Source organism: Sinobaca sp. TMA16-18, from assembly GCF_059510535.1.
Genome location: NZ_JCAKFM010000003.1, coordinates 77,208 through 96,966, shown reverse-complemented (window position 1 = coordinate 96,966; position 19,759 = coordinate 77,208). Strand labels below are relative to the sequence as shown.

General features: G+C 45.7%; 21 protein-coding genes. 14 read left to right on the top strand and 7 right to left on the bottom strand.

What is annotated here, in order from left to right; all coding sequences use genetic code 11:
- Nucleotides 1-55 precede the first annotated feature (55 nt).
- Genes AC5W14_RS06685 through AC5W14_RS06670 form a run of 4 tightly spaced genes read left to right on the top strand, consistent with a single transcriptional unit; the run spans nt 56 to nt 5,511 of the window.
- The gene (locus AC5W14_RS06685; protein ID WP_496058565.1) at nt 56-757 is read left to right on the top strand and encodes a DnaD domain-containing protein; all 702 of its coding nucleotides are present in this window, start codon (nt 56-58) and stop codon (nt 755-757) included.
- 15 nt (nt 758-772) lie between these two features.
- Entirely contained in the window at nt 773-1,432 is a 660-nt protein-coding gene (nth, locus tag AC5W14_RS06680; RefSeq protein ID WP_496058564.1) for an endonuclease III, read from the top strand.
- Nucleotides 1,425-1,925, top strand: a complete 501-nt coding sequence (locus AC5W14_RS06675; protein WP_496193979.1) for a YpoC family protein — start codon at nt 1,425-1,427, stop codon at nt 1,923-1,925. The genes nth and AC5W14_RS06675 overlap by 8 nt, the downstream gene beginning before the upstream one ends.
- Nucleotides 1,870-5,511: a dynamin family protein gene (locus tag AC5W14_RS06670; RefSeq protein WP_496193978.1), complete on the top strand. Its 3,642-nt coding sequence runs from the start codon at nt 1,870-1,872 to the stop codon at nt 5,509-5,511. Before AC5W14_RS06675 ends, AC5W14_RS06670 begins: the two co-directional genes overlap by 56 nt.
- 286 nt (nt 5,512-5,797) lie before the next feature.
- On the opposite strand, the gene AC5W14_RS06665 is transcribed toward AC5W14_RS06670, so the two are convergent.
- Nucleotides 5,798-8,365, bottom strand: coding sequence for a transglycosylase domain-containing protein (locus AC5W14_RS06665; RefSeq protein ID WP_496193977.1), 2,568 nt, complete (start codon nt 8,363-8,365; stop codon nt 5,798-5,800).
- Nucleotides 8,366-8,447: 82 nt separating this feature from the next.
- Nucleotides 8,448-9,050 (bottom strand): Holliday junction resolvase RecU, encoded by a 603-nt coding sequence (gene recU, locus AC5W14_RS06660; protein ID WP_496193976.1) that lies wholly within the window; start codon nt 9,048-9,050, stop codon nt 8,448-8,450.
- 157 nt (nt 9,051-9,207) lie between these two features.
- On the opposite strand from recU, the gene AC5W14_RS06655 reads away from it, so the two are divergent.
- The 3 genes from AC5W14_RS06655 to AC5W14_RS06645 are packed head-to-tail and all read left to right on the top strand — an operon-like array spanning nt 9,208 to nt 10,676.
- Entirely contained in the window at nt 9,208-9,453 is a 246-nt protein-coding gene (locus tag AC5W14_RS06655) for a DUF370 domain-containing protein (protein ID WP_496058559.1), read from the top strand.
- 12 nt (nt 9,454-9,465) lie between these two features.
- Complete coding sequence (locus tag AC5W14_RS06650; RefSeq protein ID WP_496058558.1) at nt 9,466-9,837, top strand: YppE family protein; 372 nt, start codon at nt 9,466-9,468, stop codon at nt 9,835-9,837.
- A gap of 2 nt (nt 9,838-9,839) precedes the next feature.
- A complete protein-coding gene (locus AC5W14_RS06645) occupies nt 9,840-10,676 on the top strand; it encodes a sulfurtransferase (protein WP_496193975.1) in 837 nt (278 codons plus the stop codon).
- A gap of 34 nt (nt 10,677-10,710) precedes the next feature.
- Here the strand turns inward: AC5W14_RS06645 and AC5W14_RS06640 are convergent, their stop codons facing one another.
- From AC5W14_RS06640 to AC5W14_RS06625, 4 genes are all read right to left on the bottom strand, one after another.
- On the bottom strand, nt 10,711-11,316 hold the full coding sequence (locus AC5W14_RS06640) for a trimeric intracellular cation channel family protein (protein ID WP_496058939.1): 606 nt from the start codon (nt 11,314-11,316) through the stop codon (nt 10,711-10,713).
- Between the two features lie 132 nt (nt 11,317-11,448).
- Complete coding sequence (locus AC5W14_RS06635) at nt 11,449-13,125, bottom strand: ABC1 kinase family protein (protein ID WP_496058556.1); 1,677 nt, start codon at nt 13,123-13,125, stop codon at nt 11,449-11,451.
- Nucleotides 13,126-13,153: 28 nt separating this feature from the next.
- Nucleotides 13,154-13,486 (bottom strand): phasin family protein, encoded by a 333-nt coding sequence (locus AC5W14_RS06630; protein ID WP_496058555.1) that lies wholly within the window; start codon nt 13,484-13,486, stop codon nt 13,154-13,156.
- Nucleotides 13,487-13,634: 148 nt separating this feature from the next.
- Nucleotides 13,635-13,814 carry a hypothetical protein gene (locus tag AC5W14_RS06625; protein ID WP_496058554.1) on the bottom strand — a complete coding sequence of 60 codons (180 nt, stop codon included), beginning with the start codon at nt 13,812-13,814 and terminating at the stop codon, nt 13,635-13,637.
- A 236-nt stretch (nt 13,815-14,050) separates the two neighbouring features.
- Here AC5W14_RS06625 and ilvA point away from each other — a divergent pair, with 236 nt between their 5' ends.
- The 6 genes from ilvA to AC5W14_RS06595 are packed head-to-tail and all read left to right on the top strand — an operon-like array spanning nt 14,051 to nt 17,603.
- Nucleotides 14,051-15,298: a threonine ammonia-lyase IlvA gene (ilvA, locus tag AC5W14_RS06620; protein ID WP_496193974.1), complete on the top strand. Its 1,248-nt coding sequence runs from the start codon at nt 14,051-14,053 to the stop codon at nt 15,296-15,298.
- Between the two features lie 15 nt (nt 15,299-15,313).
- Nucleotides 15,314-16,060 carry a DUF3891 family protein gene (locus AC5W14_RS06615; protein WP_496193973.1) on the top strand — a complete coding sequence of 249 codons (747 nt, stop codon included), beginning with the start codon at nt 15,314-15,316 and terminating at the stop codon, nt 16,058-16,060.
- A 51-nt stretch (nt 16,061-16,111) separates the two neighbouring features.
- Nucleotides 16,112-16,636: a type 1 glutamine amidotransferase domain-containing protein gene (locus tag AC5W14_RS06610; RefSeq protein ID WP_496058551.1), complete on the top strand. Its 525-nt coding sequence runs from the start codon at nt 16,112-16,114 to the stop codon at nt 16,634-16,636.
- Nucleotides 16,637-16,654: 18 nt separating this feature from the next.
- Entirely contained in the window at nt 16,655-16,837 is a 183-nt protein-coding gene (locus AC5W14_RS06605) for a hypothetical protein (protein WP_496058550.1), read from the top strand.
- Nucleotides 16,838-16,849: 12 nt separating this feature from the next.
- Complete coding sequence (locus AC5W14_RS06600; RefSeq protein WP_496193972.1) at nt 16,850-17,167, top strand: thioredoxin family protein; 318 nt, start codon at nt 16,850-16,852, stop codon at nt 17,165-17,167.
- Between the two features lie 13 nt (nt 17,168-17,180).
- Nucleotides 17,181-17,603, top strand: coding sequence for a TlpA disulfide reductase family protein (locus AC5W14_RS06595; RefSeq protein ID WP_496193971.1), 423 nt, complete (start codon nt 17,181-17,183; stop codon nt 17,601-17,603).
- Between the two features lie 92 nt (nt 17,604-17,695).
- On the opposite strand, the gene AC5W14_RS06590 is transcribed toward AC5W14_RS06595, so the two are convergent.
- Nucleotides 17,696-18,424, bottom strand: a complete 729-nt coding sequence (locus tag AC5W14_RS06590; RefSeq protein ID WP_496193970.1) for a metallophosphoesterase family protein — start codon at nt 18,422-18,424, stop codon at nt 17,696-17,698.
- 201 nt (nt 18,425-18,625) lie between these two features.
- Between AC5W14_RS06590 and AC5W14_RS06585 the strand changes: the two genes are divergently transcribed.
- Nucleotides 18,626-19,759 (top strand): conserved virulence factor C family protein, encoded by a 1,134-nt coding sequence (locus AC5W14_RS06585; protein ID WP_496193969.1) that lies wholly within the window; start codon nt 18,626-18,628, stop codon nt 19,757-19,759.

The following is a 19,759-nucleotide window of genomic DNA, read 5'->3' as shown; positions in this document are numbered from 1 at the left end:
TTAAGTCCTATAGGTAAATGATAAAATGAAACATGGCAGAAGGAGAGATCGGCTCATGGAACAATCGGATATTATTGATATTATGCACAGCGGGTATTTAAGTGTCCCTAAATTTTTATTTGATCATTACAATCAGATGGACATTTCTGATTCTGAAATGATGATCCTGCTTCATCTGCACCGCTTTATGGAAGAAGGAGAATTTTTCCCGACACCCGATGCCATTGCAGCAAAAATGACAATTACAGCCGAACAGTGCGCAAAAGCACTCCGCCACCTGGTCGCCCACGGCTTTATTACGATAGAGGAACGGGAAAATAACGAGCGGGTGCGCTTTGAAACCTATTCGCTGCGCCCGCTTTACGAACGGATCGTGGAGTCCATTACATCAGAAAGGCAGCAGCAGAAGGCCCATAAAGATGTAACCGAAGAAGGAGAAATCTACGCAATGTTTGAAAAAGAACTGTCCCGTCCGCTTTCGCCGATGGAGTCAGAAACAATCAGCGTATGGTTTGACCAGGACCACTATACACCGGATATGATCAAAGCAGCACTGAAAGAAGCCGTGATGTCACAGACGCTCAGCCTGCGCTACATTGACCGGATTCTGCTTGAATGGCACCGGCGCGGTATTAAGACCGAAGAACAGGCAAAAGCGCACAATGATACGTACCGGAGAAACCAGGTTCAGCCCCCCCAGCAGAAAGAAAAAAACAAGCCGGCTTCGTATCCGAATATAAACTGGCTTGATGAATAATGGAGGAAAAACAGCATGCTGACGAACAAACAAACGACGGAGGCAATGGATATCATTGAGGAAATGTTCCCGGAGGCCGAATGCGAACTGGTTCATGCCAATCCATTTGAGCTGCTGATTGCGGTCGTGCTTTCGGCGCAGTGCACGGACGCTTTAGTAAACAAAGTAACCCCTGGATTGTTTGCAAAATACAAAAGCCCCTTAGACTATACAAAAGTCGAGCAGGAAGAACTTGAAAAGGATATCCGTTCGATCGGCCTGTTCCGCAGCAAAGCAAAAAACATCCAGAAGCTCTGTGCATCGCTGATCGAACAGCACAACGGCGAAGTCCCGAAAACGCGTGAGGAGCTGATGGAACTTGCCGGAGTAGGAAGAAAGACAGCGAACGTAGTGGCATCCGTCGCCTTTGGAATGCCAGCAATCGCGGTAGACACACACGTAGAGCGGGTATCCAAACGGCTTGGTATCTGCCGCTGGAAAGACTCCGTGACAGAAGTCGAGAAGACCCTTATGAAGAAAATACCGGAAGAAAAGTGGTCTGATTCCCATCACCGGCTTATTTTCTTTGGACGCTATCACTGCCGGGCCCAGCGTCCCAAGTGCGAGGATTGTCCTCTTCTCCTTCTCTGCCGTGAAGGCACGAAGCGGATGAAGAAACTCCAGGCCCATGCCTGAATTAATGATTTATTCCGAGTGGAAAACCCCTCCTTTTTATCAAAAAGAGGCTGTTTCAATTCAGGCGGGTTCCACCGATTGGAAAGAGGAAATGGGCATTTATCCCTTTTTAGCTGAAATTGCTTTTCAAAATGGCCACGAGGGTTTCGCCTTATGGGAAGATCCATTTGCTTCGATAGAGCAGTGGCAGCTGTACTGGCAGCAGACAAAAACAGAAATAAAAGACCTTATTGCCGCAGGAGAAGGAAAAAAAGCCAATCCATTAATCGTTCCCGCCATCTCCGGTTTAATAGAAAGTTTTTTCTGGATGAACGGCCGGCCGGCGGGCCTTGATGCAGGCAGCTGGGACGAACTGGACATACTTCCTGTGAACGGGAGGGAACGCATCGACTTTATCTGCAGCCGGCCCGTGCATCATCACAGTTTTGCCCAGCTTAATGAACTTTATGAAGAATGCCGCCGGAAGGCTGCTGTACTTAAACGTAACCAGTAAAGAAAAAGAAAGAGGGGGGTCATTCAAGGTGGAAAACACAGCGGTATCAACCTGGGAAGATTTATTTGAACAAAGAAGCCTCCGCCGGAGGGAGGCACTACAGGAGAAGTCTGAAAAGAACTCTTTTGAACTCGCGTTCTGCGGTCATTTCTCCGCCGGTAAATCAAGCGTAATCAATGATCTTCTCGGCCATGACATACTTCCTACAAGTCCTATTCCAACCAGTGCCAACATTATTTCGATTAAAAAGGGTGAGGTGGCGCTTGAGCTGGTGGACCAGGGTGGCAGCACGCGCAAATGGGAGCAGGAAATCCCCTGGGATAAAGCAAGAAAATGGGGAATGGACGGCAATGCGATTAAAGAAATGACAATTTACGGGCCGTTTCCTTTTCTTGACGACCATGCAGCCATTATTGATACGCCCGGTGTGGACTCTACGGACCCGGACCATCAGAAAATAACAGCCTCCCAGCTGTTTACGACAGATATGATTGTATACGTGACCGATTACAATCATGTACAGTCCGAAACAAATATTGAGTTTCTGCAGCAGTTATCCAGAGAGAAAAAACCAATTGTTCTCGTTATTAATCAAATTGATAAACATAATGACAAAGAGTTAAGCATCCAATCGTTTGAAAATGCGGTAAGAAATATGCTGGCAAAATCCAATATACGTATTTTATCGCTGTTTTTTACTTCGATGAAAGAAGAGTCCCACCCTTTAAATCAAAAACAGGACTTTACCCGGTTTATTAAGTCCGTTCTGTATCACAGCGAATCCTTGAAAGCGCCAAGCATCCAGGCACTCGAAACAGCAGCCGTATATGATCTTCTCGAACAGCTTGAAGATGAGCAGGAAGAAGCCTGGGAGAAATGGGAAGAAGAAGTGCAGGCGGAGGGCATGGACCCGGCGGTTCTTCAGAAAATAGACAGAGCCGGTGAAGACCGTTCCAAAGAAGAAGCGGAGAAAAAAGAAAAGCTGGCGCACACGGCAAAAGAAAGAAAGCAGATACTGGAAAATGCGATTCTTTTTCCACATACAACGACTGAAAAAGCAAAATCATGGCTGGAAAGTATGGATCCCGGTTTCAAAACAGGAGGACTACTTAAATCAAAGAAAAAAATTGAAGCGGAAAGAGAAAAAAGGGAAGCAGAACTTTGTGCGGATCTAAACGAAAAAATTAAAAAACAAATGGTCTTTCACCTCCGCGATCTGTTAAATCAAATGGAAACATATGATGAAGAGCTTTTTAATACAAATAAAGAAGCCATTCAACGTGTATCGTTTGAAGCAGACTCTGCATTTCTACGCTCGTTTATTTCTTCCCAGACGACCGACCGCCAATTTTTGTATACATTTATCGATCAGGTATCCCAGTCCGCAGCCCGCCATTTAAAAACACAGTCAGCTGATCTGTTTGATACGCTGCAGGAAGCGGTGCATACGTATTATGAAAATCGTGCCTCCCAACAGAAGCAGGAAGCAGAGCATTCCGCGGCGTACAAACAGTGGTGGGAGCAGTGGAAAGAAACAAAACAGCAGCTGGAAGCAAAAAAACAGGCGGCCCGAAACTGGCTGAAACAAAACGAATCCAAAGCACTGCAGGAGCAGATTGAACAGGCCTCCGTACAGGAAGCGCCTCAGGACATTCCGGAAATGCACATCGTGCAGGAGACGGAAAGCCTGATCAGCGCAGAAGAATATACGGAGGAAGCAGCGGCAGTTAGACAAATGGATGAATCGGTTATTCCTGCAGTAGAATCTTATTTAGAAAAATTTATTGAAAAGCCGCTGTTTCAAAAAGAGAAGCAGGCCTTAAGACGTGAAGTAAACCAGTATAATAACAACCATATTAAAATTTCTTTATTCGGGGCATTCAGCGCAGGGAAATCAAGCTTTATTAATGCGATGCTCGGCAGTAATGTGCTTCCGGTGTCTCCACACCCAACGACCGCGGCGATAAACCGTGTGCTGAAGAGTGATGATACGCATGAACACGGAACGGTGGATCTGCATTTAAAAGAAGAATTATTTCTGGATAAAGAAATACAGGCTGTCTCCAAAGAAATCGGCGAAAGCTGGACGTTTCACACGTTGAAAAACTGGAAACGCCCATCCGGCCAGCAGGCTAATGCCCGGCTGAGGACATACTATCAGCACTTATACACGCTGCAGCAAAGTATAAACCGCTACAAACAGGACCTGGGAACGAAAAAAACCATTCTGTTGGACGAGCTTCAGGACTGGGTGGCTCAGGAAGAGAAAGCCTCCATGATTAAAGAGGTAATCGTATATTATGACTGCGACTGGACACGAAAAGGTCTGGAACTTATTGATACACCCGGAGTTAACTCCATTCACGGAAGGCATACGAATGTCGCCTTCGAGCAGATCAGACAGTCCGATGCTATTTTTTACGTAACGTACTATAACCATGCTTTTTCCAAAGCCGACCAGATCTTTTTGCAGCAGCTGAACCGGGCTAATGAGAGCTTCTCCCAGGATAAGCTGTTTTTCCTAATAAATGCAGCGGATCTCGCGGACAGCCCTGCCGAACTAAATGGAGTAAAAAGCCATGTGCGCGATCAGTTAAAGCGGAATGGATTTGAAGCACCGCGTCTTACTGCTGTATCAAGCAAACAGGCGTTAACGGATAAACAGGAGGGCAACAGGGCTGTATCGAGCGGGTTTCAGGACTTTGAAACACAGTTCACTAATTCAGTCTGGCACGACCTCCGTTCCAGCCATCTGGCAGCTATCCAAAACCGCATTTCCAGCATAACAAAAGAATTGCAGCGTACGCTGCAGGCTATGAATAGGGACACAGCTGAGCTGGAAAATAAAAAGCGGAAACAGGAACAGGCTGTTCATGCTAAAAAAAGCGAACTGCAGGAGCTTTCCCTGCACCCGCACCTGCCGACCTTTCTGCAGGAAATTGAGGAACAGTGTGCTTACTTAATTGACCGGGTAACATTCGGAATGAACGATTACTTCTCGATGGCAGTGAATCCTGCTGTCATTTCGGCCTCATCCAAGAAGCAGCAGAAAGAGCAGCTGAGAAATGGTATTAGAGAAGTGGATGGATTTGTACGCCAGTTTGTGATGCAGGAAAAAGAAACCCTGCATATACGGATAGAATCCCTTGTAAAGAAAAAAACGATGCAGGAAATGAATCTTACCGCAGATAAATGGAAAGAAGAACTGCCGCTTCTGGATGTTCCGGAGGTGGAGTGGAAAGAATGGGAAACACCGATTACCTTCCCGTCTCTTGAAGAAGAAGTGTACGTGTCAATGTTTCGTTCGAGCCGTGATTTTTTTGAAAATAAAGTGAACCTGGATATGAAACAGCAGGTGTCCGGCGATATTCGTTCCCAGATGAATACGATCGTCAAAACTTACCAGGAGCTGCTTGTAAAAGAAACAGAAGCGATTACGGCTGATTTGGAAACCAGGGCCGCTCAAGGCTTCGAACAGCAGCTGAACGATGAGCTGGAGCGCCTGAAATGGCTCTACGATATTAACAAAAAATCTTTTATCGAAGAAGAAGCAGACTGGCTGAAAGCCGAATTTGAAAACCAGTAAAAGTATTTGGAAATAAAACCTAACGACGTACAAAAAGACAATAAATACGTATTTTTATACAAAAGCCTATATAGGGGTGCTTTCCGCAGGTCATACCTCAGCTAAAGAGGAAAAGAACGACCTCTTTATCTTCACCAATGGCTGTTCTGCAGGAGTCACCCCTCCAACAAAGTATTAATAGAATTCGATATCATATATAGATATCCAAGGTGAAATAGTTTCTCGACAATCCGAAAAGAGAGCAGCCCCGGCAGGCTGCTCTCTTTTTGTATTTATATAATACTGCTTAATCGGTTGATTCTTCTTCTGAAGAATCGGGCACACTGTTGGATGAAGCAGATCCTTCATCCTCTGGTGCACTATTGGATTCTGCTCCTTCATCGGGGCTTGACTCTTCCGTGGAAGACCCGCCGCTGCCCTGATCGGTTTCACCGGAGTTGCCTTCTTCGGTGTTACCACTGTTCTGGCCGCCGTTGTCTTCGGAAGGTTCTGTTTCCGTACCGCCTGAGTCAGCAGGTTCATCCTCTGTTTCTGTGCTTTCTTCTTCTGTCGTGCCATCTGTTCCGTCGGAAGACTCCCCATCTTCAGGTTCATCTTCCGGCGTAACTTCCTCTTCTTCGGTTGCTTCCTCTTCAGGAGGAGCCTCTTCTTCTGGTGCTTCTTCTGTTTCCTGGACCGGTTCTTCTACCGGAACTTCTTCTACTGGTGCATTATCCGTTTCGCCGGCATCATCACTGGAGCCGATGTCGGGCTCGGAAGGTGGAGCGGTCAAGTCCTGATTGCTGCCTTTGACAATCAGCTCGGTTGTAATATCAGATGAAGACGTGGAGCCGGTGGCCCGCTCTCCTGTGCTTTTAACTAAATCTACTTCCTCTACAGAATCCGGCATTTCAAAATCTGGTGTATCGATTCCGGCAGAGATATCATCCATTGTAAGCCTGAATATTTCTTTCGCAATTTCCCGTTCGGATTCATTCATATAATTGGCTCCGCGCTGGCCGCTGAATCCGGTCCAGACGGAAGCGGTATACCGGCTCGTATAGCCGGTGAACCAGACATCAGGCACGCCGCCTTCCGGAATGCCGTTCGCATCAAGTTCATCCTGGGTAAAGTTGGTCGTCCCGGTTTTTCCTGCAAGAGGAAGACCAGGGATGTTTGCTGCCTGTCCGGTTCCGGATGACTCAGACACTACATCTTTTAACATATCTGTCATCATGTAAGCCGTGTAATCACTCATCGCTTCAGTGGATTCCGGCTCCATTTCTATTTCACGACCATCCGGAAATTCAATCCGGGTAATAGCATGTGGTTCATTGTACGTACCGCCATTGCCAAAAGCCGCGTAGGCTCCGGCCATATCAAGACTTGACACGCCGGGTTCAAATGAACCAAGGGCGGCGGATTCGTAGAATTCATCAAATTCAATGCCGAGTCCTTCAGCAAACTCCTCTGCTTCCGGAAGGCCGGTTTCCTGAAGAGCTTTAAGTGCCGGAATATTCAATGAACGGGTCAGTGCTTCACGCATGCTGACTTCCCCGGCGTAGTTTCTGGAAGCATTTCGTATCGGTGTGCCATCTGAATAAGAGTGTTCTGCATCCGTAAGCTGATGATACGTGGACCATTGGTTGTTCTCAATGGCCGGACCGTAGTCGACGATAGGCTTAATAGTCGAGCCGGCATCGGCGTTCGCCCCGGTCGCGTAGTTAAAGCCGCGGGCAACATCAGCTCCCTGGCGGTTGCCGACCATCGCTTTGATGGCACCGGTTTCGGTGTCTATTAATGAATAGCCGACCTGAAATTCTTCACTATCCGGAAAGCCCGCTATTTGTTCATTGGACTGAACCACTTCTTCACCATAATCCTGAGCATCGCGGTCAAGTGTCGTATACACCCGCATGCCGGCAGAATATAAATCGGTGGAAGTAATTCCTTCTATGTTTTCAAGTTCATTCTGCACATGGCTGATAAAGGAATCATAGACAGCACCTTCCTCGGAAGGGGTATGGTCAAGCTGGTCTTCCAACGGAACGCTGGATGCCTGTTCCGCCTCTTCCGCTGTAATGAAATCCTGTTCTTCCATTAGATGAATAATAAGATTCCGGCGCTCCAGCGAATTTTCCGGATTCTGAAGAGGGTCATAGTAGCTTGGGCGTCTTGGGATAGCAGCGAGTAATGCTGCGTCTTCAATTTCCAGCTCGGCTGCTTCTTTATTAAAGTAAATACTGGAGGCTTCGCCGATGCCGTAGGCTCCCTGGTTAAAATAAATAAGGTTCAAGTACATCTCCAGGATTTGATCCTTGCTGTACTGCTGTTCAAGCTGGACAGCCAGATACTGTTCCTGAACTTTTCTTGCGACTGTTTTATCTGGAGATAAGAAGGCGTTTTTAACAACCTGCTGGGTAATCGTACTGGCACCTTCTGCCCCGAATCCATCGGAAACGTTAGCGAGCAGGGCACCGCCGAGACGGCGGAAATCTATGCCGAAATGATCATAAAACCGGGCATCCTCTACGGCGATAAACGCCGCTTTTGCATCATCGGGTACTTCATTAATATCGATAAGCGTCCGGTTTTCCCCGGACTGCAGACGCGTAATCTGATCCCCGTTCTGGTCGTATATTTCCGCCGCTTCCGAGAGAACAAGCTGCTCCGGATCAAGGTCCGGTGCACCGCTGATCATGGCAACGGCGGTTACGGCCCCGATGGTCATTACGATAAGGGCGGCGGCGATCAAAGCCATAAATAATTTCTTCCATAGAGGCAGGCCTCTTTTTTTCTTGGCAGGCTTCTTTTCAGCGCCTCTGCTTTTTGAAGATTTACGCCTATCCTGGCGGGAACGGTATTCGTTACTCATGTAGTTATTCTTCCTTTCTTCGATCCTGCTTTCAAAAAGATCAGCAGCCGTTAGTCGCTGATCTTTTAAAAAAGTTACATTCCTATGTGTAGTGGGAATCGATTATCTGTAAGTAATCGACTCTGGCCTGATAGCTTTGGGGAACAAGGTAGCCGTTTTCTTCGAACGCTGCTTTAGGAATGGATTTACGTGTGTCACTATTGTCATACCATTCCAGAAAGTGGCGGGCTTCAAAAAAGTATACTTCTTCTAACAACGTAAAGCGGATGAGCAGAAATGCAATCCCTCCCTGATCTATGATCCGTTTCATGTGCGCCACCTGATGATCATGGATGTTACGCATCGGGAAGGATGTTTTGTTTCTGGTTTCTTTTGCTTCAAAATCAATATAGCGTCCTTGATAAAGGCCGTTATAATCGGTAGTGGAAGCCTGTTTGAAATAAGCTTCCGTGATTTTGGCGGCGCTTCTGGAAGGATAATCGACGTTAACGATCTGTACAGGCGTCGGTTTCTTATGAATAACGGCTATATTCATCTCCAGATAATATTCATTAGTGGCGTTAATATCTTCTTCAAGCGACATGCCCCGGTTTGCATAATCTTTGGCAGAGACAGGGACAGGCTTTTTTTTCTTCTCATGGGAGAGCGGTGTATATTTTTTTCCATTTGGATAACGGAATGCCATTAATGATTCGCTCCTTTCATTGCTTTACGAATGGCATGACATCTCTACTATAATAGCACAAACTGCACAATGTGAGAATCAGAAGAATGCGGCGGGGGGTGGACAGAGGAATGAACTTTCATGTTACGATTACATAGGAAAGAAAAAGGGGGATATCATGACAGAAAAAGCAATTAATATAGGGTTTGGAAACATGGTTATTTCGGATCGGATCGTATCGATTGTGAGTTCTGATTCAGCGCCGACAAAACGGATGATACAGGAAGCAAGAGAAAGAAAAATGCTGATCGACGTGACGAATGGCAGAAAAACAAGAAGCATTATTCTATCAGACAGTGACCACGTCATGCTTTCCGCGATTCAGCCGGAAACGGTAGCCCAAAGACTTCATGAAAACGATTAAGGAGGCTTTGGCATGAATAGACTAATCGAAGTGACAGAAGAGCTTCTTGAGCAGAATGAAGCGATGCTGCGCTATTATGAAGAACGCATGGAACATGCGAAAAATAGAGACTATTTTTTTGAAACGGTCAAACCTTTTGCTGATAAAGTGAAAACGCTCGCCGATGAGTGGTTTTCACTTGCTTCAGAATGGGTACTAAAAGAACAGCCGGTTTATCTGCATCAAAAGCAGCTCGAAGATACGCACGAGAATATGACGATCGCTTCTGTTACGTGTTTTCAGCCGGACACAAAGGAAAAAAGATTTAAAGAGATGAACCAATCTATCCATTATGTACTCCGGAGCCTGGAAAGCGCCTGGAAAGAGAAGGAAAGCAGGGGATAAAGGTGAAGCATCTTATTACAGCAGATGAACTGGAACAAAAGCTCGGAACAAAAACAGTAATAGCAGACTGCCGCTTTACACTTGGCGAGCCGGAACAGGGGCGGCAGGAGTATGAAAAAGGACATATACCGGGAGCAGTCTATGCACACCTGGAAGAAGATTTATCTGATATTGCTGAAGAGCATGGAGGCAGGCACCCGCTGCCGGATATGGACAGCTTTGCTGTCAAAGCAGGAGAGTGGGGCATTGATCTTACTACAGAGGTAGTCGTTTATGACGATCAGAACGGGGCAATGGCAGCCAGACTATGGTGGATGCTGCGCTATCTCGGGCATGAACATGTATATGTGCTCAACAGTTCTTATTCTTCCTGGGAAAAAGAAAAGCGACCGGTAGATACAAACATTCCGGCGCCGGATAAAAAGATATTTACGACCGAATTAAAGCCGAATATGCTCGTTCATATTGAAGAAGTAAAAGTAGCTCTGCATGATGACAAAACAAAGCTCATTGATGCAAGGGATTATGAACGGTATTCCGGACAAAAAGACGAAGTAGACCCGCAGGCCGGCCACATTCCGGGCGCAGATCACTATTTTTGGAGTGATGTTGTAAGCGGGTCAGACACATGGAAAACCCCGCACCAGCTCAAAGAACACTTCCAGGAGCTTGGGGAGTATGATCAGGTGGTCTCTTACTGCGGTTCCGGCGTAACTGCGGCTGTAAACGTCCTGGCCATGGAAGAAGCCGGATTTGATCATGTGCGGCTCTATGCAGGCAGCTGGAGCGACTGGTCCTCCTACCCGGATCTCCCGATTGAGACAAACGAAAACAAATAGGAAAAAGCCCGGTGCGGAAAGCACCGGGCTTTGCTTATGAACTTGGAAGCTGTCTTCGGGGCAGCTGCCAGTTATAATAAACGCTCAACATGCGGAGCGCAACAATGGAGGCGAGAATAAGAACATAGCCTAAGAATTGATCAATGAGTCCGCTGCCTATTAATAAACCGGCAGGAATCGTCCAGGCTACATATATATCACGACTCAATACGAGCGGGCGGCGGCCGGCGAGAAGGTCACGGATGATCCCGCCACCGGCTCCCGTTAATGCGGCTGCAGCAATTGCAGCGCTCAGCGGCAGATCCATCTGTGCAGCAAATATAGCCCCCTGGACGGCAAATGCAGCAAGACCTACCGCATCGAACAGGACGCCCCATCTCGTCCACTGCCGGAACCAGATCTGGGGCAGAAAAAAGGCCCCTGTCATTAGAAGAAAAGCAATGGTAAAAAGCAGCTCCTGGTCCCAAAGAGCTGAAACGGGCACCCCGATCAACAGATTACGCACCGCGCCCCCTCCAAAAGCCGTCACAAAACCTAATATATACACACCGATAATGTCATATCGTTCTTCCATCGCTACAATCACGCCGCTTAAAGCGAAAGCAATCGTACCAATAATATTTAATAATTCCCATGAAATCATTGCATCCGCCCTCTTCCGGTATTTACTCCGCCCATAAAAAAGAGACCCGGCTGATAAGCCAAATCTCTGTATAATCAATAAAACAAAGTCTCATTATAATAAATGATTTGCCGTTTATTGGCAAGTCCGTCAAAAGCGTCCCGAACGAAAAATCGCAAATAACAGCCAAATGAACATAAAAAAGGAAATAATAAAGCCAATTTCAATAACCGGGATCTGCACAAGCGGAGAAGAGGAAGCGCCGAAAGTGGAGCCGATGATCAGCCCGACCATTATAATACTAAACGCAAGCAGAATGACGCTGAAGGAAAGCCGGTTGCTGATTCGGTCCATTTTATTAAGAATAAAATGTATTTCCGGAATATCCATATCAACGCCGATTTTTCCTTTAGCCACTCTCTCGAGTGAATCGCGCATGTGTTTAGGCATGTCCCATAAATATTCAGATTGTTTTTTTGCTTCGTCTACTGCTTCATCCATATACCGTTTGGGATGAATTTTTTCTTTAAAAAGTCGTTTTCCATAAGGCTCGGAAAGCTCCATAATGCTGAGATCCGGATCAAGCTCTTCTACGACACTTTCAATCGTAATCACGGCTTTGGCCAGCATAACGTACTCTTTATGAATTTTAATCTCATAGCGGTGGGCGGTGGCAAATATATCATTTATGGCTTTTCCGATGCTCATGTCATGTAAGGGCGTCTCGTAGTATTTGGATAACAGGTATTCAATATCTTCTGTAAATAATTCGGTATCCAGGTCGTCCGGAAAATCTGCCATTTCGTATATAGCTTTTGTCACTTCATCCGGCTTCTTTTTAGTCATGGCGATGACATAGTTGACAAATTCCCAGCGCATCGAACGGCTTAACCGGCCAATTTGTCCGAAATCAATATAGGCGGCCGTGTCTTTCCCTGTAAAAATAATATTTCCGGGATGAGGATCACTGTGAAAGAAACCATTAATCATCATTTGATGAAGAAAAGAATCAGCGAGCTGACGTGCCAGTTTTTTCTTATCATACTTTATCGGGGAATGTTCCAAATGATGCAGGCTTTCGCCTTGTATAAATTCCATCGTAAGCACACGGCGGCTGCAGTACTCTTCATAAATATGAGGAATGTAAACGGAAGAAAATTCTTCCATATTTCTAGCTATTTTCTGCGTATTACGTGCTTCGATGTAATAGTCGACTTCATCACGTATAGCTTCTACATATTCTTCCACGATCGTATCAAGCCTGTAGTACCTGGCCCAGTGGAAACGCTGGCACAAGAGCCTGGCAAGATCCCGGAGAACGTCAATGTCTTTTTCAATTATTTCTTTAATGTGGGGTCTGGATATTTTAACAGCTACTTCTTCCCCCGTATGTAGAACGGCATGGTGCACCTGTCCGATAGAAGCTGCAGCCAGAGGTTCTTCTGTAAAGGACTGAAAAATTTCGTCTACCGGTGCATGAAGGTCGTGTTCAATCATGCGTTTTCCAAGCTCTACTGAAAAAGGAGGAACTTCAGCTTGAAGTTTCTCCAGTTCTTCTATAATAGAAGGGGGGAAAATATCTTTGCGCATGCTGACAAGCTGGCCGAGTTTGATAAAGGTAGGACCGAGTTCTTCGATGACGAGTCGAAGCCTCGTACCGATCGACTGCGCGTTAAAATCATCCGATTCTGCAGACAATCGTTTAGGAAGAGAGAGGATATGGAATAGTCCTACCTCACGCAGTATATAACCAAAGCCGTGTTTGGCCAGCGTTGTTGCAATTTGTCTGTATCGGTTCGCATGCTTTAGTCCTTTCGTAATAGCCATGGTTCCTGCTTCCTTTCCTCAGCCTGTATCACTCAGCCGGGTGATCCCATCCGTCTTTTTTCGGCCTCTCAGCAAGCTTTTGTTCAATATCATGCAGCTTTTCTTCGAGGCGGAGAATATCGGATTCCGTAGCAAGGCCCATATCTTTGAAAGACTGCTCGGTTTTATCCTTGCGTTTTTCACTCCACTTGTTTTCTTTTTCCCGGCCGCGCTGGATTAATTCCTCTTTCCACTCCTGCGCTTCTCTAGGTGTGATTTTTCCTTTATAGACCAAGTCATCCAAATAATTCTGCACTTTCTCCCGGCTGTATGCTGCGGCTCCCAGACCTAGAAAAAAGCCTCTTTTTAACATATCATTCATTATCGTCAGTCCTTCCGGTTTTGTTTGTATTTATATTCCCTGTTTTTTTCATTTTAATCGGCAGGAACGGAGAAACGAACACGGTAAAAGAAAAAAGCCCCCCGAAACAGAATTAGTCCGTCCCTGCAGGAAGCTTATTTTCCCTTCTTCAACCGTTATCCCGCACCATGAAAAAGATAAACGCCATAATGCTTACAATAGAAAAAACAGTCAATACGACAAGTAATAAAGGTTCTGCATCATTCCACGCGTTTACAGATGCGTGGGCTGAAGCAGGCCAAACAGCTAGAACTGCGGCTGTCATTAATGCAGCCATCCACTTGTACATACGCTTACCCCCTGTAAAATGCTTAACTTATGTAAAACATAACACAAAACTGCTTACCTATTATATAGTATAGTGAATTTTTTGTATTTAATCAATTAAGCACTGTATTTCCTCTCCATTTTATTTTCAAAGGTTCCCAGATGTAGTACAATGTACAGCAGTTGAACACAGAAGACAGCAGGCGCATAATGGAATGTGTGCAGGATAGTTTTGTGAGGCAGAAAGGATAATGACAAATGAGCAGGATTCATATAGAAGATATCATTATTGCGAACCAAACGCTGAAGGACGTTGTTAATCATACGCCTCTCCAGAAGAACCAGGTTTTGTCTGAGCGCTATCAGGCTAATATTTACTTAAAAAGAGAGGATCAGCAGGTAGTCCGGTCCTTTAAAATCAGAGGGGCCTATCATTTGATGCACAGCCTTTCCGAAGAAACGATGAAAAATGGGGTAGTCTGTGCTAGTGCAGGGAACCACGCGCAGGGGGTAGCCTATTCCTGCAGCGCCTTAAAAGTGAAAGGACGCATCTTTATGCCAACGACTACTCCGCGCCAAAAAGTGGGACAGGTTAAACTGTTCGGCGGCGATTATGTAGATGTTGTTCTGACGGGAGATACGTTTGATGATTCCTATAAGGAAGCGATGGCTTACTGTGACGAACATCAAATGGCTTTTATTCATCCATTTAACAACGAAAAAATAATTGCAGGCCAGGGGACCGCAGGCCTGGAAATTATGAATGACATAGAAGAGCCGCTCGACTATCTTTTCTGCTCGATCGGCGGCGGCGGACTTGCTTCCGGCGTTGGTACCTATATTAAATCCATCTCCCCGAACACGAAGATTATCGGCACCGAGCCCGCCGGAGCAGCTGGAATGAAAGCATCATTTGATAACGGCGGCGTCACGGAACTTCAGAAAATAGATAAGTTTGTTGATGGAGCAGCCGTTAAGCGGGTGGGAGATATTACGTACGAAGTATGCAAAGAGATTCTTGATGAAATTAAGCTCGTGCCGGAAGGCAAAATCTGCACGACGATTCTGGAGCTGTACAATGAGAATGCGATTGTGGCGGAACCGGCCGGTGCTATGCCTATTTCAGCGCTTGATTTTTACAAAGAGGAAATCAAAGGAAAAAACGTCGTTTGCATTTTAAGCGGAGGAAATAACGATATTGGAAGAATGGAAGAAATGCGGGAGAAATCCTTAATTTATGAGGGACTCCAGCATTACTTCATTGTTGTTTTTCCTCAGCGTGCGGGGGCACTGCGTGAATTTCTGGATGAAGTTCTCGGACCCGACGATGATATTACCCGGTTTGAATATAATAAAAAGAACAACAAAGCAAATGGACCGGCTCTCGTCGGCATTGAGTTAAAAAACCAGAAAGATTATAAACCTCTGATTGAACGAATTAACAAAAAAGGATTTTCCTACAAAGAAATCGATAAAGAGGAAAGTTTATTTAACTTCTTGATTTAAAAGGAGGCCGAGAGCATGATTGTCCAGGAATTCTCCTCATATTATTTTTTAATAGAACAGCATGAACATGCCCGGCTCAGTGCAGAAGCAGCCGCGCAGATTAATAATCCGAATTGGAAAGAAGACAAAAAGTGGGATTCGCTTTTATATGCAATCCGCCGGCATGACAACGCCTGGATTCCTCTGGACCGGGTCGTTCTCTCTTCTCCGGAAGGTCATCCTTACTCTTTTTTGAATTACCCGCTCGAGGAGAAGCTGGATGCATATAAAAAAGGAATCGAAGCGGCAGGAAAAGAAGATTTGTACAGCGGTATTCTGTTGAGTATGCATTATGCTTCCTTTCTAAAAAATGATACGTCTGCAGCAGGCGTGTCTTTTTTTGAAGGAGAGCAGAAACGGCAGAAAGACTGGAAAAAAAGAATAAAAGATACAAGTCGTCTGGACAGGCATTTGAGCGTTCTCCAGTTTTTTGATGATGTATCATTATATGCCTGCATGAACAAAGCAGGCACCCCAAAAGCAGAGGAAATCAGCTGGTTTCAGCAGGGATTCCGGCACCGCTTTTCTTTTCTCGGCAAGAAAAAAGTGTATCCGCTTTGGCAGGACAGCTCGTCTGTGCAGATGAAGCCTTTTCCCTTTTTGGATTCTTTTAGTTTTACGATTCAAGGCAGAAAACTGCCGAAAGATATGTGGCAGCAAGGAAACAAAGCGGTCAGTACAGCAGAGCTCCAGGTAATGCCCCAGAAAATTCGTTTCGTATAGGAAAAACAGGGGAAATAAGTAACAGCACAGCAAGAGAAAGGGGAACTGGATATGAGTTTAACCAATACACGCGTGATTGCATTAGTAGAAGATGATTTCGAGGACCTGGAGCTTTGGGTGCCGGTTATGAGGCTCCGTGAGGAAGGCGCCGAAGTGGTGCTTGCAGGAAAAGAGAAGGGCCGTGTGTATAAAGGAAAATACGGCGTTCCCGCAGAAGCAGAGGCAGCTTTCACAGATCTTGACGCAGCCCAGTTTGATGGAATTCTTGTCCCGGGCGGATGGGCACCGGATAAACTGCGCCGCTATGAAGAAGTCCTGAACTTTGTAAAGCATATGGATGAAAACAAGAAAGTGATCGGCCAGATCTGCCATGCCGGCTGGGTACTTGCCAGTGCAGGGATTCTGCAGGGCGTCACGGTAACGAGTACACCAGGAATTAAAGACGATATGACCAACGCAGGAGCGGTCTGGAAAGACGAAGCGGTCGTTACAGACGGCCACATTGTATCGAGCCGCCGTCCGCCTGACCTTCCCCAATACGGTAAAGCATTAGTTGAAGCGTTTCAAACCCTTTGAAGAAAAGAGGCAGAACCTATGAGTGAATTAAAAAGAGAACTACAGGAATTTACCAGAGCTGCTAACGAATTAAAGGCAGTATGGAACAAAATGAGTGACCTCGACCGCAAAGAGAGCTTAAAAGAATATCCTTTTGCAGAAGATTTCCCTAAAGTCGCCAATGATATAAAGAAGTGGAATGACGCCGTCCACGAGTCGTAGAAAGAGGAGAAAATGGAGCAGATTAATCAAACAGATCTCAAGCTGCTGAAAGAAAAGCCATCCGGCGCAGTGTTTTACGCGTCTCCTTTCTGCAGAACATGCCAAATTGCCGAACGGGTAATAGAACCAATGAAAAAGTTATATGACGTTCCTTTTTATAAAGTAAACATTAATGAAATACCGCAGGAAGCTGTGACAGAAAAAATTCAGAGCGTGCCCTGCCTGATTGTTTTCAAAAATGGAAAGTCTGTAAAGAAAATGCATACATTTGACAATCCGGCTTATGTGCTGGAACAGCTTCACGGACAGCTGCAAAGCATGCTGAAATAAGGAGTTATCGAAAATGAACGCACCGGACTTTCAACTGCCGGATATACACAGTGATACGATGCATCGGCTGGAAGAATGGAAAGGGACACCGCTGATTTTGACGTTTTGGGCATCCTGGTGTCCGGATTCCATGAAAGACCTTCATTATAAACACCTGTTTTATGAACAAATGGATAAAGACATTATGGGGTTTTTAACCATTAACGTAACGGGCAGAGAAGGCAGGGAAGACGATGCCGTCCGTTTCTTGGAAAAGACGGGCTACCACTTTCCTGTTTTAAAGGATAACGGCACCAAGGTATATGATGCTTATCAATGCGGTGGAGTACCGACTACTTTCCTGTTGGACGAACATCTGGAAATACAGAAAAGCTATTCGGACAAAGCTTCCTTTCCGGAAATTATCCAAGGGATTCATCAGTTAATAAAGCGTTAAATAAATAAAAAGAGAGACCATGCCATTGGCAAAAGGTCTCTCTTTTTGTGTTTGGTCCGGGATTTTAAAGCTGCTTGTAGTTCCAAGAAGCCTTACTTGGGCTTTTTGCCAGTTTTTACGATGTTTTTCATCTGGTCTTTATTTGGGTAATCGCCTGCGTCATACTGTTGAATGACGCGCGTGTTATCGTAATCAACGCGTTCTATCACAGCTTCCACCTGGCCGTTTTCTATCGTAAGAAGTGCAAAAGAAGGACGGGGATCCCCATCAAACGGCAGACCGATGCTTCCTGTATTTACAATCGTCTTGTTTCCAATTTTTCGGACAAAAGGCGTATGAATATGCCCGTAAATATAAATATCGGCTTCTTCAGCCGAAGCAAGCTTATCGAGCATTTCTTCATCACTTGCATCTGCAGGCACGACATCGAAGGGATTGGATGGAACAGCGTGGAAGGCATGCATCGTAATACCACCCTCAAGCTCGTCCAAAAAAGAAGTGGGGAGGTTTGCCAGGTAAGTTAGATCGTTTTCTGTCAGACGCTCCAGCGCCCAGTCCCTTTCCTGGCTCATCAGGCCAAGCGCCCGGTCCGGCACTTCGCCTTTTTTTATGCCTCTTGTGATCCATTCATCCGCATTGCCTTTTAATACTTTAGCTGGAGTGGAGCGTACGGTTTCAAGGACGTTTTTTGGTTCAGGACCTCTAAAGCTCAAATCCCCGATGATGTACATTTTGTCGATATTCCGGTCCGTAAGCTCCCGGAGAACTGCTTTTAATGCTTTGGCGTTTCCGTGTATGTCGGATAAGACGGCTACTTTCATCGTAATGACCTCCTTGTGCTACTGCCTCTAACAGCTGTACAGCTGAATTCTTTACTAGTATACCCTATCCCTGCTTTTTCATACATGAATCTCCACATATTCCTTTGAAAACAAATAGTGGAGATTGGCTGTCTGAAACGTGGGTATGTTACAATTTAAAAGAAAGAAAACCTGATACGACAGGAAAGGCAGGATGATAAAATGAGAATTACTTCGATAGAACCAACACCAAGTCCAAACACGATGAAGTTGACGCTCGATGAGTCTTTGGAGGCTGGAAAAAGCCACAACTTCACGTTGAAAAATAAAGAAGAGGCTCCGGAGGTAATCCAGAATATTTTTACGGTAGAAGGAATTAAAGGCGTTTATCACGTAGCCGATTTCATGGCAATTGAACGCCACCCGAAAGCAGACTGGAAAGAACTGCTTCCCAAGGTAAGGAATTTATTCGGCGAAAAAGCGGAAGTATCTGCTGATGGGGGAGAAGAAGGAACGGAAGCATTTGGCGAAGTTATGATCCAAAAGCAGATGTTTAAAGGAATTCCGATGCAGCTGAAAATTATGGCCGGAGAAGAAGAGAAAAGACAGGGACTTCCTGAGCGCTTTCAGCAAGCAGCATTCAAGGCGCAGAAAGAAGAAGATAACATTGTTCTGCAGAGAAAATGGGAAGAGCACGGCATTCGTTACGGAAACGACCTGGATGCGATTGGAGAAGAAGTAGCGGAAGAGATCTCTGCTGTCTACAACCAGGATCGGCTGGACCGTCTGGTGAAAATGGCATTGTCCGAAGAAGAAAACAGCGAACAGTATGCCCAGCGTTTTAAAAAAGTAACGCTTGATATGCTGGATGCTCCGGACTGGAAAGAACGGTACGCGCTGCTCGAACAAATGGATCCCAAAAAAGAAGATATTCCGGTTCTGGAGAAAGCCCTGCACGATGAAAAGCCGTCCATTAGAAGGCTGGCTGTCATGTATCTGGGAATGATAGAAGATCCGATTATTCTGCCCTACTTGACTATAGGGTTAAACGACAAGTCGGTAACCGTCAGACGGACCGCCGGAGACTGTTTTTCCGATTTAGGCGACACCGGCGGCACTCCTGCTATGATTGAGGCGCTGGAAGACAAGAATAAACTTGTGCGCTGGCGTGCAGCAATGTTTCTTTATGAAGTAGGGGATCATTCTGCTGTGCCTGCCCTGAAGAAAGCTGCAGAAGACACGGAGTTTGAAGTGGCCCTTCAGGCGCAGATGGCACTCGAGCGTATTGAAGGCGGGGAAGAAGCAAAAGGCTCTGTATGGAAACAAATGACCGAGCGGATGTCAGAAGGTAAATAA